15 protein-coding genes are annotated in these 13,763 nt (G+C 64.5%); 8 read left to right on the top strand and 7 right to left on the bottom strand.

Going from position 1 to position 13,763, the window contains the following annotated elements; translation table 11 throughout:
• Positions 1-159 precede the first annotated feature (159 nt).
• Both AC3Z8Y_RS19710 and AC3Z8Y_RS19705 read right to left on the bottom strand, forming a co-directional pair.
• Positions 160-756 (bottom strand): superoxide dismutase, encoded by a 597-nt coding sequence (locus AC3Z8Y_RS19710; RefSeq protein WP_181119485.1) that lies wholly within the window; start codon positions 754-756, stop codon positions 160-162.
• A gap of 170 nt (positions 757-926) precedes the next feature.
• A complete protein-coding gene (locus AC3Z8Y_RS19705) occupies positions 927-1,523 on the bottom strand; it encodes a LysE/ArgO family amino acid transporter (protein ID WP_181115296.1) in 597 nt (198 codons plus the stop codon).
• An 87-nt stretch (positions 1,524-1,610) separates the two neighbouring features.
• Here AC3Z8Y_RS19705 and AC3Z8Y_RS19700 point away from each other — a divergent pair, with 87 nt between their 5' ends.
• From AC3Z8Y_RS19700 to AC3Z8Y_RS19690, 3 genes are all read left to right on the top strand, one after another.
• Positions 1,611-2,531, top strand: a complete 921-nt coding sequence (locus AC3Z8Y_RS19700) for a LysR family transcriptional regulator ArgP (RefSeq protein WP_490087238.1) — start codon at positions 1,611-1,613, stop codon at positions 2,529-2,531.
• Between the two features lie 10 nt (positions 2,532-2,541).
• Positions 2,542-3,546, top strand: coding sequence for an NAD-dependent epimerase/dehydratase family protein (locus AC3Z8Y_RS19695; RefSeq protein WP_490087237.1), 1,005 nt, complete (start codon positions 2,542-2,544; stop codon positions 3,544-3,546).
• Between the two features lie 75 nt (positions 3,547-3,621).
• Positions 3,622-4,470 (top strand): ATPase, encoded by an 849-nt coding sequence (locus tag AC3Z8Y_RS19690; protein WP_490087236.1) that lies wholly within the window; start codon positions 3,622-3,624, stop codon positions 4,468-4,470.
• A 27-nt stretch (positions 4,471-4,497) separates the two neighbouring features.
• Here the strand turns inward: AC3Z8Y_RS19690 and AC3Z8Y_RS19685 are convergent, their stop codons facing one another.
• Genes AC3Z8Y_RS19685 through AC3Z8Y_RS19675 form a run of 3 tightly spaced genes read right to left on the bottom strand, consistent with a single transcriptional unit; the run spans position 4,498 to position 7,043 of the window.
• Complete coding sequence (locus tag AC3Z8Y_RS19685; protein WP_490087235.1) at positions 4,498-5,547, bottom strand: alkene reductase; 1,050 nt, start codon at positions 5,545-5,547, stop codon at positions 4,498-4,500.
• A 13-nt stretch (positions 5,548-5,560) separates the two neighbouring features.
• Positions 5,561-6,727, bottom strand: a complete 1,167-nt coding sequence (locus tag AC3Z8Y_RS19680; protein ID WP_490087234.1) for an MFS transporter — start codon at positions 6,725-6,727, stop codon at positions 5,561-5,563.
• Positions 6,728-6,740: 13 nt separating this feature from the next.
• Complete coding sequence (locus AC3Z8Y_RS19675) at positions 6,741-7,043, bottom strand: ArsR/SmtB family transcription factor (protein ID WP_181115284.1); 303 nt, start codon at positions 7,041-7,043, stop codon at positions 6,741-6,743.
• Between the two features lie 143 nt (positions 7,044-7,186).
• Between AC3Z8Y_RS19675 and AC3Z8Y_RS19670 the strand changes: the two genes are divergently transcribed.
• From AC3Z8Y_RS19670 to AC3Z8Y_RS19650, 5 genes are all read left to right on the top strand, one after another.
• Positions 7,187-7,774 (top strand): acyl carrier protein phosphodiesterase, encoded by a 588-nt coding sequence (locus tag AC3Z8Y_RS19670; RefSeq protein WP_490087233.1) that lies wholly within the window; start codon positions 7,187-7,189, stop codon positions 7,772-7,774.
• 156 nt (positions 7,775-7,930) lie between these two features.
• Positions 7,931-8,812 (top strand): acyl-CoA dehydrogenase middle domain-containing protein, encoded by an 882-nt coding sequence (locus AC3Z8Y_RS19665; protein ID WP_490087232.1) that lies wholly within the window; start codon positions 7,931-7,933, stop codon positions 8,810-8,812.
• A gap of 177 nt (positions 8,813-8,989) precedes the next feature.
• On the top strand, positions 8,990-10,147 hold the full coding sequence (locus AC3Z8Y_RS19660; protein ID WP_490087231.1) for a phospholipase D-like domain-containing protein: 1,158 nt from the start codon (positions 8,990-8,992) through the stop codon (positions 10,145-10,147).
• 60 nt (positions 10,148-10,207) lie between these two features.
• A complete protein-coding gene (locus AC3Z8Y_RS19655) occupies positions 10,208-10,789 on the top strand; it encodes a DJ-1/PfpI family protein (RefSeq protein WP_490090053.1) in 582 nt (193 codons plus the stop codon).
• Between the two features lie 120 nt (positions 10,790-10,909).
• Positions 10,910-11,836 carry a LysR family transcriptional regulator gene (locus tag AC3Z8Y_RS19650; RefSeq protein WP_490087230.1) on the top strand — a complete coding sequence of 309 codons (927 nt, stop codon included), beginning with the start codon at positions 10,910-10,912 and terminating at the stop codon, positions 11,834-11,836.
• Positions 11,837-11,926: 90 nt separating this feature from the next.
• Here AC3Z8Y_RS19650 and AC3Z8Y_RS19645 read toward each other — a convergent pair whose 3' ends face one another.
• Positions 11,927-12,364, bottom strand: coding sequence for a GlcG/HbpS family heme-binding protein (locus AC3Z8Y_RS19645; protein WP_490087229.1), 438 nt, complete (start codon positions 12,362-12,364; stop codon positions 11,927-11,929).
• A complete protein-coding gene (locus tag AC3Z8Y_RS19640) occupies positions 12,361-13,725 on the bottom strand; it encodes a metal-dependent hydrolase family protein (protein ID WP_490087228.1) in 1,365 nt (454 codons plus the stop codon). Before AC3Z8Y_RS19640 ends, AC3Z8Y_RS19645 begins: the two co-directional genes overlap by 4 nt.
• Positions 13,726-13,763: the final 38 nt, after the last annotated feature.

The following is a 13,763-nucleotide window of genomic DNA, read 5'->3' as shown; positions in this document are numbered from 1 at the left end:
GATTGCCTTTATATCGGAGCTGCGGGAAGGAACTTGAATCGAGGCGCTCGGCGGTGGCTGAGCCGGGCCAGTTGGCCCGTTCCCACAGGATGAATGTGCCCTGTGGGAGCCGGACGGAGCTGCGGGGGCAGCTCGCGGATGGCGTTACAGCAAAGCGCGTCAGGCCTTGAAGGCGCTGCCTTCGAACTGCTGGGCCACGAAGTCCCAGTTCACGACGTTCCAGAACGCCTCGACGTATTTGGGACGTACGTTGCGGTAGTCGATGTAGTAGGCGTGTTCCCACACGTCGCAGGTAAGCAGCGGGGTGTCACCGTTGGTGATGGGATTGCCCGCGCCGATGGTGCTGGCCAGGGCCAGGGAACCGTCGGCCTTCTTCACCAGCCAGCCCCAGCCGGAACCGAAGGTGCCGATCGAAGTTTTGCTGAACTCTTCCTTGAACTTCTCGAAGGAACCGAAGGCCTGAGTGATGGCCTCGGCCAGCTTGCCGGTAGGCTCGCCGCCGCCGTTGGGCGACAGGCAGTTCCAGTAGAAGGTGTGGTTCCAGACCTGCGCGGCATTGTTGAAGATGCCACCGGACGACGACTTGACGATCTCTTCGAGGGTTTTGCCTTCGAATTCGGTGCCCGGAATCAGGTTGTTCAGGTTCACGACGTAGGTGTTGTGGTGCTTGTCGTGGTGGAATTCCAGGGTTTCCTTGGAAATGTGCGGCTGCAGGGCATCGTGTGCGTAGGGCAGCGGCGGCAGTTCAAAAGCCATGTGATTCTCCTAATCAGGTCTGGTGCATTATGCGCAAGGCCGATCACGGGCGGCCGTGGCTGCGCCCGCAGGGCGGGCACAAGCCCGGGATCATAGCACTGGGGCCAAGGCTTAACCACGCGGCAACTGTGTGGAATAGACGCTGCGCGCCAGGTTAAGCGCAACGGCATTCAGCCCAGGATCAGCTGCCCGGCTACAGTGAACATCATCAAGGCCACGGCAAGGTCCAGCACCCTCCATGTGGCGGGGCGCGCCAGCCACGGCGCCAGCCAGGCAGCCCCCAGCGCCAGCGTGAAAAACCACACTGCCGAGGCACTCGCAGCGCCGGCCACATACGCGCCGGGTACGGTCTGGCGCGCACCAAAGCTACCAATCAGCAGCACGGTGTCGAGGTAAACATGGGGGTTTAGCAAGGTCACCGCCAATGCGCTGAGCAGCACTGCCTGGCGCGACCGGGGCGCTTGCCCCTCGGCTGACAATGCCTGCCGGGAAAAGGCCCGGCGCAGTGCACTGCAGCCATACCATAGCAGGAAAGCCGCGCCTCCCCAGCGCGCGATGCCCAGCAGGGTCGGGCTTTGTGCGAGCAGCGTCGCCAGCCCGAACACGCCCGCAGCCACCAACACCACATCGCACAACACACACAGCGCAGCTACCGGTAGATGGTGTTCCCGGCGCAGGCTCTGGGCCAACACAAACGCATTTTGCGCGCCGATGGCCATGATCAGCCCTATGGCGATGAGCAGCCCGTTCAGATAGCTCTGCAGCATGATGTTCTCCCTGGAAATGCATGACAGTGTTGCGCGCATCGGGCTATAAGAAAAACAGATCCTGCTCATGTGGCATTAGGAGAACTGATGTTCGATTACAAACTCTTGGTTGCGTTGGCTTCAGTGATCGAGCAGGGCGGTTTTGAGCGAGCGGCTCAAGCGCTTGGGCTGTCACAGTCGGCAGTGTCCCAGCGCGTGAAGCTGCTCGAAGCCCGCCTCGGGCAACCTGTACTGGTGCGCGAATCCCCTCCCAGCCCTACGCCGGTTGGCCGCCAATTGCTCAACCATGTGCAGCAGGTGCGCTTGCTGGAGCGGGACCTGCAGGAGGTGGTCCCCAGCCTGGATGAAAGCCGGGCGCCCGAAAGGCTGCGTGTAGCCATCAACGCCGATAGCCTGGCCACCTGGTGGCCCGCCGCGGTTGCCAGCTTTTGCCAACAGCGCCAGGTATTGCTCGACCTGGTAGTGGAAGATCAGGACGTAGGCCTGCGCCGCATGCGCGCGGGCGACGTGGCGGCCTGCTTATGTGGTGAGCCGCGGCCGGTGGCCGGCGCGCGCAGCGAACCGCTCGGGGCCATGCGATATCGCGCGGTGGCCAGCCAGGCGTTTATCGACCGCCACTTCCCCACGGGCTTTACCACGGCCGCGCTGGCACGGGTGCCTGCGCTGGTGTTTGGGCCAGACGACCTGCTGCAACATCGATTCATGGCATCGCTGGGGCTGGGCGGGGGCTTCGCTCACCATCTGGTGCCGTCCTCCGAAGGCTTTGTACGCATGGCCGAAGCAGGCCTGGGCTGGGGGCTGGTGCCGGAGCAACAGGTTCGCGAGCAGCTGGCCAAGGGATCACTCCATCAGTTGCTGCCAGGGCACGTCAGCGACGTTCCGCTGTATTGGCACCATTGGCGCAGCGGCGGCAAGCTGTTGAGTGATCTCGGCGCGGAGCTGGTAAAACAAGCGGCCCGTGCCTTGGTGCCTTTGTCGAACGTCCGCAATGGCATTGGCGATAAGTAGTGGGAGGCACATGAACATACTGGTCACTGGCGCAACGGGATTCATCGGCGCCAGCTTCGTGCGCTACGCCCTGGGGCAAGGGCTGGCGGTGCGTGCCACGGGCCGGCGCGTGGAGCGCCTGGCGTGGCTGGAACGTTTGGGCGCCGAAGCGGTGGAAGGCGACCTGGCCGATCCGGATTTTGCCCGCCGCGTGTGCCGCGGCGTGGATGCCGTGGTGCATTGCGCCGGCCGCGGTGGCCACTGGGGGCGCCTGGCGGACTTCCAGCTGGCCAACCTTGGCACAACCGAGAACGTGGTCGAGGCCTGTATCAAGGAACAGGTGCGCCGGCTGGTGTACCTGTCCAGCGCTCAGGTGTATGAGCGGCCGCGCAGCGCACAGCCGGTGCGTGAGGACCAGCTTGCCCCGCGTAAGCGCACGTTGCAGGCGCAAACGCGCTTCCGTGCAGAGCAGCGAGTGTTCGGCGCGGAGGAGTTCGGGCTGCAGGTGTTGGCGTTGCGGCCGGCGCCCGTGCTGGGCGAGGGCGAGCCCACGGTATGGCCCGGCCTGCTCCGCTTGTGTGCGCGCAACCGTTTGAAGATCCTGGGCAACGGCCTGAACAAGGTGGATTTCACCACACAAGCCAACCTGGACCACGCCCTGCTGTGTGCGCTGTACGCCGATGACGATGCTTTGGGCCGGGTGTACAACATCGCCAATGGCGCGCCGGTGCCGTTCTGGGACGTGCTTAATTACGCCCTGCGCCAGCTCCAGTTGCCCCCCTTGCGTACGTATCGAGGCGTGGCCCCGGCGGCCTTCATGGCCGGGCTTTCGGCCTTCGCCCGGGTGTATTGGCCCGGCCAACCGCGCCCGTCGTTGCTGCCGGCGGACATTGCCTGGATGACCGAAGATTTCATCCTCGACGTCAACCGCGCACGGCACTATCTGGGCTACCAGCCTCAGGCTTCTGTATGGGCCGGCATGGATGCGCTGTGCCACGGATGGCGTGCCCAGGACACTTCCGGCAAGTACCGCTGAGGCCATGTGTGCCGCCGCTTCGCAATGTTAGACTCGCACCCCTTCATTCCCCTGAACCGCTCCGGAACGCTTGCCATGCGCAAAGACGCTGCTGACGATTTTGACAACCTGCCAAGCCTCAGGGCCAATGACCTGGATGATGACGAGCCATTGCTCGACGGTCACTCCAGTGCTCGGCACGAGCCGGTGTATTCGCGCACCACGCCGGTGGTCACGGTCAAGGCGCCTGGGCTGGGCGGATTGTGGGCGTTGGTGGCGGCACTGGTGATCGCGCTGACGGGGCTGGGCTGGTGGAGCTTCCAGCAGATTTCGCTGATGGAGCAGCAACTGGTCGCCACCCAGGACAGTTTTGCCAAGGTCAGTGAAGAAGCCGCCGGGCGGTTGCAGGCGATCAGCGGCAAGGTGGCGGATGGCGAGAGCAGCGTGACCAGCGATACCGAAGCGTTGAAGCTGCAGGTACGCCAGTTGCAGGCGCGGCTGGACGACCAGGGCCGGCAACAGCAGGGCGTGGCGGGGCAGCAGGGGGCTACCGACAAGCGCGTGGAGCAGCTCAATACCCAGCTCGCCGCCCAAGTGGCTGCCGCTGAACAACTGCAGAACCAGTTGAAGGCATTGAGTGGCGACCTGGCCACACTCAAAGGGGCGCAAGCCGCGCAAGCGGCGATGGATGCTCAACTCAAGGCTTTGGGTAACGACGTGGCGGCGCTGAAGAAGCAAGGCGACCTCAATGGCCGCCTCGAACGCCTGGAGCAGGACCTGATCGTGCTCAAGAGCGAGCAGGATAACCGCCCGGCCGCTCAAGCCAACAGTGGCCCTACCAACACCGAATTCGATGCATTCCGGGGCCAGACCACCCGCAACATCAATGGGCTGCAGGCGCAGATCCAGAACCTTCAGCAACAGCTCGACCGCAAGGCGCCCTGACCGGCAGGGCGCGACGGCTGGCCGGTATTACAGCCGTGGGTAGTCGAGGTAACCCACCGCGCCTTCGGCATAGAAGGTTTCGGGGTGCGCTTCATTGAGCGGCGCATCGGCGGCCAGTCGGGCTGGCAGGTCCGGGTTGGCGATAAAGGGCACACCAAAGGCAATGGCGTCTGCATCACCACGGGCGATAGCGGCGTTGGCGCTGGCCTTGGTGAAGCGTTCGTTGGCGATGTACACGCCGCCAAAGGCCTTCTTCAGCTGCGGGCCGAGGCTGTCGTCCGCTTCCTTCTCCCGGGCGCAGATAAACGCAATCCCTCGTTTGCCCAACTCGCTCGCCACATAGGTGAAGGTCTCGGCCCGGTTGGCGTCGCCCATGTCGTGGGAATCGGCACGCGGTGCCAAATGTACACCCACGCGTCCCGCGCCCCACACACTGATCGCGGCGTCGGTGACTTCCAGCAACAGGCGTGCGCGGTTTTCCAGCGAGCCGCCGTATTGGTCGGTGCGCTGGTTGGTGCTGCTTTGCAGGAACTGGTCCAGCAGGTAACCATTGGCGCCGTGAATCTCCACGCCATCGAAACCGGCTTTCTTCGCGTTCTCGGCGCCTTGGCGATACGCCTCCACGATGCCGGCGATCTCGGCGGTTTCCAGCGCGCGGGGCGTGGGGAATTCAGTGATCGGGCGCACCAGGCTCACATGGCCCTTGGGCTGGATGGCGCTTGGCGCAACGGGCAGTTCACCGTCGAGGTAGCTGGGGTGTGAAATACGGCCTACGTGCCACAGCTGCAGGGAGATGCGGCCACCGGCGGCGTGCACGGCCTTGGTGATGTTGGCCCAGCCCGCTACCTGTTCGTCGCTCCAGATACCCGGGGTGTTGGGGTAGCCCACGCCCATCGGGGTCACGGACGTGGCTTCGGAAAGGATCAGGCCGGCGCTGGCGCGCTGTACGTAGTACTCGGCCATCAAGGCATTGGGCACGCGGCCAGCGCTCGCGCGGCAACGGGTAAGCGGCGCCATCACGATGCGGTTAGGCAGCTCCAGGTCGCCGATGCGGATAGGGTCGAAAAGCGTAGTCATCGAATAGCCTCTTTCAGTAGGTAGCGGGGGCAAGGTCAGCCTTGCCGCCCCGGGAGAAGGTAATCAGGGTGATAACCAGCGCCACGCCAGCGAGGGCGGCTGCGGCCAGTGGCACACGGGTGAGGCCCAGGCCATGGCCGATCACCGCGCCACCAACCCAGGCGCCGAGCGCGTTGCCGATATTGAAGGCGCTGATGTTCAGCGTGGACACAAGGTTGGGCGCGGCCTTGCCGAAGCTGACCACGTTCACCTGCAGCGCTGGTACGGCGGCGAAGGCGGCCATTGCCCAGATGAACAGCGTGACTTCGGTGGGTATCAGTGCTGCGCTGGTCCAGGCCAGCGCGGTGCACACCAGCGCCATGGCGATAAAGGCCCCGGCGAGCGTACCGGCCAGTTGGCGATCGGCCAGCTTGCCGCCCACGATATTGCCCAGGGTCAGCCCAAGGCCGATCAGCAGCAGGGTGAAGGTAATGCCGCGGTCTGAAACACCCGTAACCTCACCCAGCAAGGGCGCGATGTAGGTGAACAGGGCAAACATGGAGGCGGAGAACATCACCGTCATGCTCAGCGATAGCCAGATTCCTGCGCCCTTGAGGCCGGCGAGTTCGGCAGCCATGTTGAGCTTTTGTTCGTCGTGGCGGTTCGGCAAGTAGCGCAACAGGCCGATGAAAGCCACCACGCCAATGAACGTGACGCCCCAGAACGTTGCCCGCCAGCCAGCGGCCTGGCCAAGCGCAGTACCCAGCGGTACACCTAGCACGTTGGCCAGCGTGAGGCCGGTGAACATCAGCGCTACTGCCGATGCCCGCTTGTTCGGCGCCACCAGGTTGGCAGCCACCACAGAGCCGATACCGAAGAATGCGCCGTGACACAGCGCGGTCACTACCCGGGCGAACATCAGCACGTTGTAATCGGCCGCCACCGCGCACAACAGGTTGCCCACGATAAACACGCCCATCAGCACCACCAGCGCCAGCTTGCGCGGCAGGTGGGCCGTGGCCATGGCCATGAACGGCGCGCCCAGCGCCACGCCCAGGGCATAGCCGGTGACGAGCCATCCGGCGCCGGGGATGGAAACACCAAGGTCCTGCGCCACATTGGGCAGCAGCCCCATGATGACGAACTCGGTGGTGCCGATGGCGAACGAACTCAGCGCCAGGATTAACAAGGAAAGCGGCATTGGAGGTGTCCTTTCAGAGCTGGTTGCTCAATTGCTCGAGAAACAGCCGCAGCTGTTCCTCGTTTCGTTGGAAGTAGTGCCACTGGCCAACCTTGCGGCTGGTGACCAGCCCGGCACGCTGCAAGGTCGCCAGGTGGGCCGACACCGTGGACTGCGACAAGCCGCAGCGCTGGTCGATCTGCCCCGCACACACGCCGTAGTCATGGTTGTGGTTCTGGTCGGGAAACTCGCCCTTGGGGTCTTTGAGCCAGTGCAGGATGTCGCGGCGCACGGGGTGGGACAGGGCTTTTATTATGTCGTCGAGGTCGAGAGGCATGCTGGCGGTGCTCGAGTGGGATAACGGTATATCGCGATAGAGCGAAATATATATCGGCGTATCGCGATATACAAATACGTTCTGGCGATGAGCTTGTGAAGTGGAGGTATATGCCCAGGCTATGTGAATGCTACGCTGGCCTCATGAACTTTCTGGCACACCTTCACCTCGGCGGCCCTTCACCGCAGCAAATGCTCGGTAGCCTCTATGGCGACTTCGTCAAAGGGTCGCTGGACGGCCGCTTCCCGCCGCAACTGGAGGCGGGCATTCGCCTTCACCGGGCGATCGACCGCTACACCGACAGCCACCCGCTGGTGCTGGCCGCGTTGGCGCGGTTTCCCCGGGAACGGCGCCGCTATGCAGGGATCATCCTCGATGTGTTTTTCGATCACTGCCTGGCGCTCCACTGGGAGCACTACCACCCGCAGCCGTTGCCCGAATTCACCAGCCGTGTGTACAGCGTATTGCGCCGCACACCGGACCTTCCCGGCAGGCTGGCAAACATCGCGCCCTCGATGATCGAGCACGACTGGTTGGGCTCCTATCAGGAATTCGAGGTACTGGGGCGCGTGCTGCAGGGTATATCGCGGCGCTTGTCTCGCCCGGAGGGTTTGCTGGGTGCGCTTCCCGAGCTGCGTGAGCTATATCCGGCCCTGCTGGACGATTTCCGGGCGTTTTATCCGCAATTGCAGGTGTTCGCCGCAGAGTGGGACGGCACGCGCCAGGCTTGAGCGGAGGCGCCGCAGCTATTGGCAATCGCAGCCGCCTTGCCGGGGTTGCGAGCAAGGGGCTTTGTTCGGCAAGCTCAGGCTAGGCAGCGACGGTGTCACCACCGTTACGCTTCGATGATGCTCAGATGACGGCCAGGCAAACCGGAGGCGCGGCGCATGGGATGGCTCAAGGTGATGCAACAACGCGAGCCTTTTACTCCGGGCGAAAGCCTGACGGAGTTGTGGGCCGAAGCGCTGCGCCGCTGGCCGGGCGCTTCACCTTTCGACCTGGCGGTGTTCGCTGCGCGCGCCGTGCCCTTGCCGGGCCTGGCCTTCGCCATCGGGTATCAGGCTGCGCTGCGTGTGCTGTGGCCGAGCGCGCCGGCGGGGCTGGGCGCAATCTGCGTGACTGAAAACCGCAGCATCCGCCCTGCCGACCTGGGAACGCGAGTACAGGGAACACGGCTTACCGGGCGCAAGGATTTCGTGACCGCGGGCGATCAGGCCGAATGGTTGATGGTGGCCGCCCGTTGCGAAGGCGAAGGTTTGCCGCCCCGGTTATCCATGACCGTGGTGTACCCGGGCGAGCCTGGGGTGCGGCTCGAAGCGCTGCCGCCAGCACCGATCATGCCCGAGACCGGCCATGCCCGCGCGTGGTTCGAGCATGCGCTGTGCGCGTTGTTACCCGGCGATGGCTGGGACGATTACGTCAAGCCATTCCGCAGCGTGGAAGACCTCTACATCTTGGCGGCACTGGTGGCCTGGCTGCTGGGGATCGCCATCGAAGACCCGTGGCCGCAAACCCTCCAGCTGCGCCTGCTCGCCGTACTTGGCGGTTGCGCCGAAGCCGCTCGGCAACCGCCGCTGGCCCCGGCGACACATCTGTTGCTGGCCGGCCTGTTTGCTCAGTTCGAGGCCCTGGCGCCTGAAGTGGAGCATGCCTTCGACATTTCGCCCCGTGCGCTCGGGCCGGTCTGGCGTCGCGATCGGGCCTTGTTCGAGCTGGCGCGTGGAGCAAGGGAAAAGCGCCTGGCGCGTGCGTTGGCAGTGTTGGGGTAGGGTGGGTCGAAAGGCCTCGTGGGGGCAGCGTGCACAAGCAAGGCGAGAGCAACTCGCGCCGCCCTGTAGGAAATTTCTTTCCGCGCAGTTAATGTGAGCCGGTCTTTCCTGTGGGCGCCTTACATGTTCAGTGGTGTGTGCGTGCAATCCCTTCCTTCCAGCCGGGTAGCCTGACCTATGGCTGGGCCGATCTTTCCATGGCGTAACCACAACCGCTTCGAGCTGCTGATCGACGGGCCTTCGTTCTTCCCGCGCATGTTGGCGGCTATCGGCGACGCCCGCGAGCAGGTGGACCTGGAGCTGTATCTGGTAGAGGCCGGCCACTGCGCGGATGCGGTGGTGGCCGCGCTGGTGGCTGCCGCCGAACGTGGCGTGCGGGTGCGGTGCCTGTTCGACGGTTACGGCAGCCTGGCCTTCGGCGCGCCGTCCCGTGAACAATTGCAGGCTGCGGGCGTGGAGCTGCGGCTGTACAACCCGGTCTCGTGGCGGCGCGGGGGGCGTAACCTGTTTCGCGATCACCGCAAGCTGTTAGTGGTCGATCAGGCGCTGGCGGTGGTGGGCGGTACTGGCGTTACCGACCAGTTCTGGCAGCCGGATGAAAGCCAAAGCGAATGGCACGAGGTGATGGTGGAGATGCATGGCCCGGTGGTGGCCGACTGGCAAATGCTCTTCGACCGCCAGTGGCGTGCGAATCTGCGGCGCAGCGCCTGGCGTCCCGCCACACACTTTGGGCTACCTCGATTGCCGCGCATGCCGCCCAGCGGCGCCGGGCTCGCCCGGGTCGCGTACTGCGACGCGCGCCAGCACCGGGACATCCTGCGTTCACTGGTGCGGGCGATTCATGCCGGCCAGCAGCGTATCTGGCTGGCCACGCCGTATTTTCTCCCGACCTTCAGCGTGCGGCGGTCACTGCGCCGCGCCGCTCAGCGCGGCATTGACGTGCGCTTGCTGCTCACCGGCCCGCGTACCGATCACCCGTCGGTGCGCTACGCCGGGCATCGCTACTACCCACGCTTGCTTCGCGCCGGGGTGAAGATTTACGAGTACCAGCCGTGCTTCCTTCACCTGAAGATGGTGATCGTGGACGACTGGGTCAGCGTTGGCTCATGCAACTTCGATCACTGGAACCTGCGCTTCAACCTCGAAGCCAACCTCGAAGCGCTGGACCCTACATTTACCACGGCGGTGGCATCAAGTTTTCAGACAGATTTCGCTAATAGCCGGGAGATTACGTTGGAGCAATGGAAGGCGCGACCGCTGTGGCGCCGGGCGCAGCAGCGGCTGTGGGGTTGGCTGGATCGCATCGTGGCCAACCTGCTGGACAGCCGCGACTGAGCACCTGCGGCAGGAGCGGCTAGCCTTGAGGGACCATTGATCCCTCAAGGAACCCCGCTCCTGGCCAAGAAAAAGATCCTTATGCTGGTAGGCGATTTCGTCGAAGATTACGAAGTGATGGTGCCGTTCCAGGCCCTCACGATGGTGGGGCATCAGGTACACGCCGTCTGCCCGGATAAAAAGGCCGGCGACAAGATCAAGACCGCCATCCACGATTTCGAAGGCGACCAGACCTACAGCGAAAAGCCCGGCCACGGCTTCAGCCTGAACTACAGTTTTGAAGAAGTGCATCACGATATGTACGACGCTCTGGTAGTGCCCGGCGGCCGCGCCCCGGAATACCTGCGCCTGAACGAACTAGTGCTGGCCTTGGTGCGCAGCTTCGCCAACGCCAACAAACCCATCGCCGCCATCTGCCACGGCCCGCAACTGCTCGCTGCGGCGGGCGTGCTCGATGACCCCACCTGCAGCGCCTACCCCGCCTGCGCGCCGGAGGTGAGGCTGGCCGGCGGCAAATTCGTCTACATCGACGTCACCAGCGCCCACGTAGACCGCAATCTTGTTACCGCCCCGGCCTGGCCCGCGCACCCGGCATGGCTGGCTGCGTTCCTGGAGGTGCTGGGGACGAAGATTGAGTTGTAAGGGGGTTGGTGATTGCGGTGGCGCGCGGCCAATACTCCTTGCAGCTTGCAGCTTGCAGCTTGCAGCTTGCAGCTTGAAATCCGCTATGCTCGCTAGCCCCATTGCCTGGAACCGCGCCCGATGCGCCTGCGTCGCCTGGACCTGAACCTGCTGATTGCCCTCGAAGCACTCCTCACTGAGTGCAACGTGAGCCGCGCGGCCGAGCGTTTGCATTTGGGGCAGTCGGCCACAAGCGCGGCGTTGGGGCGGTTGCGTGAGCATTTCGATGACCCGTTGCTGGTGCAGGTGGGGCGTCGGCTGGAGCCCACTGCCAAGGCCCTGGCCCTGTTGCCCAAGGTGCAGCAAACCCTCGCGCTGGCTCGGGAGTTGGTGGAGGGGCCTGCGGCGTTCGACCCGGCCACCTGCGAGCGCACGTTCACGGTGGCGGCGTCGGATTATGTGATTGCGGTGCTGATGCCGTCACTCGCGCGCGTGCTGGCCGAGAGGGCGCCGAAGGCCCGGCTCAGCCTGCGGGACTTGCCGGTGCCGCGTGAGCAGGATGTGGTGAGCGAAGCGCTGGAGTATCGCCGCTGCGATCTGGTGGTGGTGCCGGAGCGGCGCTGCAACGCAGGCTTTGCGCAGTCGACGCTGTTGGAAGACCAATGGTGCTGCGTGGCCTGGCAAGGTGCGCAGGCGTACAGCAGCGGGATCGGCCTCGATCAGTACCGCAACGCCGAGCATGTGGTGCGGGCGTTTGCCGATGGTCGCAGCCTGGGCATGGACGCCATGCACCTGAACGAGATCGGGCTGGCGCGCAATGCTGCCATTCGGGTGGAGAGCTTTGGGCTGATACCGGAATTCATCGTTGGCACCGAGCGCATCGCTACGCTGTTCCGCCGGCATGCCGAACAAATGGCCCAGCGCTATCCCCTTGCCCTGTGGCCGGCGCCGGTGGACTTCCCCCGGGCGGTACAGGTAATGCAGTGGCACCCTTATCAGGACAGCGACCCCGCGCTGGCATGGCTGCGGGGAGAGCTGTTGGAGATTGTGGCGTCTCTATCAAAATAGACACCCTTATTCGCGAGCTTCGCCTTCGGCTCGCCGGACGGCCGGCCTCCCAGCTCCCACAGGCCGCCGCGGAGCTCGCGAAAAAGGCCTTTATTTATCCCCTGTATCCGCCACCAGCCCAGCCGCTTGAATTGCCGCCACGGCACAGATTTCGTCGTTGTCCGAGGTGTCGCCGCTGATGCCCAGGGCGCCGAGGAGGGTGCCTTCGGCGTTACGGATCAGCACGCCGCCTGCCACTGGAATCACCTGCCCGCCGGTAAGGCTGTTAAGGGCGTCGAAGAAGGTCGGTACGCCCTGGGCGCGGCGGGCGAGTTCGCGGCCGCCGAAGCCCATGCCTACACAGCCTTTCGCCTTGGCGCTGGCAATCTGCGGGCGCAGGAAGCTGGCATCGGGATGGCGCAGTACCGCCAAAGGGTGGCCGTGGGGGTCCAGCACGGCGGCACCGAGCGGGTGAAAGCCCCGTTCGATACCTTCAGCGATGGCGCGCTGGGCCAAGGTTACTGCGGTGTTCAGGTCCAGCCGGCTCATGCGCGCACCTCCCCAGTACGGGTGGCAGCCAGGGCCTGTACCCGGTCACGGGTATAGAGGTCGGTCCATTTCAGCGAGTTGAAATCCGACACTTGTTTGGGGTTGTAGGCGGTGCGTTCCAGGCTCACCGGTTTGCCTGCCTTGTACACGGCGCGCAGGCAATCGCGGTCGATCAGCCGGCGAATGTCCTCCAGCGGCGAGGCGTCGAACACCAGGAAGTCTGCCTGCTGGCCGGCCTTGAGCGTGCCCAGGCTTTCACCACGCGGCATGCAGCGTGCGCCCACCGCAGTGGCAGCGTGCAACGCCTCGGCGGGGGTGAAGCCCAGGCGGGTGACCAGCAGTTCTGCCTCGCGGCCGTGCCATTCGCCGTAGGGGGTAACGGCAAAGCCGCTGTCACTGCCGCACGCGAAAGGAATGCCCGCGGCCTTGGCGCGGCGCAGCACCTGCGTGCCTACTTCCAGCGTGCGTTTGCAGTATCCGGCGTAGCCGGTGGTGATGGCAGGGTCGTGAGGTTGGCAGAAGTCCACGGTGTTCTGCGGGAAGGTCATGGTAGGGGCCAGGATGCTGCCGCTTTCCAGGATCGCCTCGATGCAGGCGTCGTCCATGTAGAACGCATGGAAAATCAGGTCCACGCCGGCTTTTGCGGCGTACATCACCGCCTCCCGGCCATACGCATGGGTGGCCACTTTGCAACCCAGGCGGTGGGCTTCTTCGACCATCTCGAAGGTTTCGTCAGCGGTAAAGGCCGCGATGATTTCGCCGTTCGGGCGACGGTGGGTGCCGTCCATGGCGATCTTGATCAGGTCCACACCGTCCTTGGCCTGGGTGCGGATTTCGGCGATGGCCTCGCTGCGGCTGGTGACCAGGCGGGCGGTGAAATACTCCGGCGCCCCTACGCGGCTGGGGAACCAGTCGTTAAGGCTTTGCCGGTTGGTGATCACTCGGCTGCTGGCGGCCACGCGCGGGCCTTCGAACAGGCCGGCATTGATGGCGTTGCGAACCGAGATACTGAGCTGCCCGCTGTCACCTGGGCACACCATGCTGGTGACCCCGGCCGCGAGGATATGCCGGGCGAAGAACATGCCCCGCAGGGCGCGAAATTCGTCGCTGGTCCACAGGTCGATGTCTTCCTCGCTCTGGGCATTCCCGAAGGCCAGGTGGGTATGCACATCCACCAGCCCCGGCATCACGAAGGGCGCCACGCCTTCCACGCGCTGGTCGCCGGGCCGTGCCGCCGGTGCGTTGGCCGTAGGGCCAACGTAGGTAAACAGGCCGTTTTCAACTACCAGGGTCTGGTCTTGCTGTGGTGTGAGGTCGACACTGTCGAAGAGGGTCTGGCAGCGCAGATGAAGGGCGGACATGGGCTGATCCATTCTTGTTGTTAACGTAACGCTCACCC

It is taken from the genome of Pseudomonas sp. 3MAES_34.3B, assembly GCF_058145875.1.
This window is presented reverse-complemented; position numbering and strand designations above follow the sequence as displayed.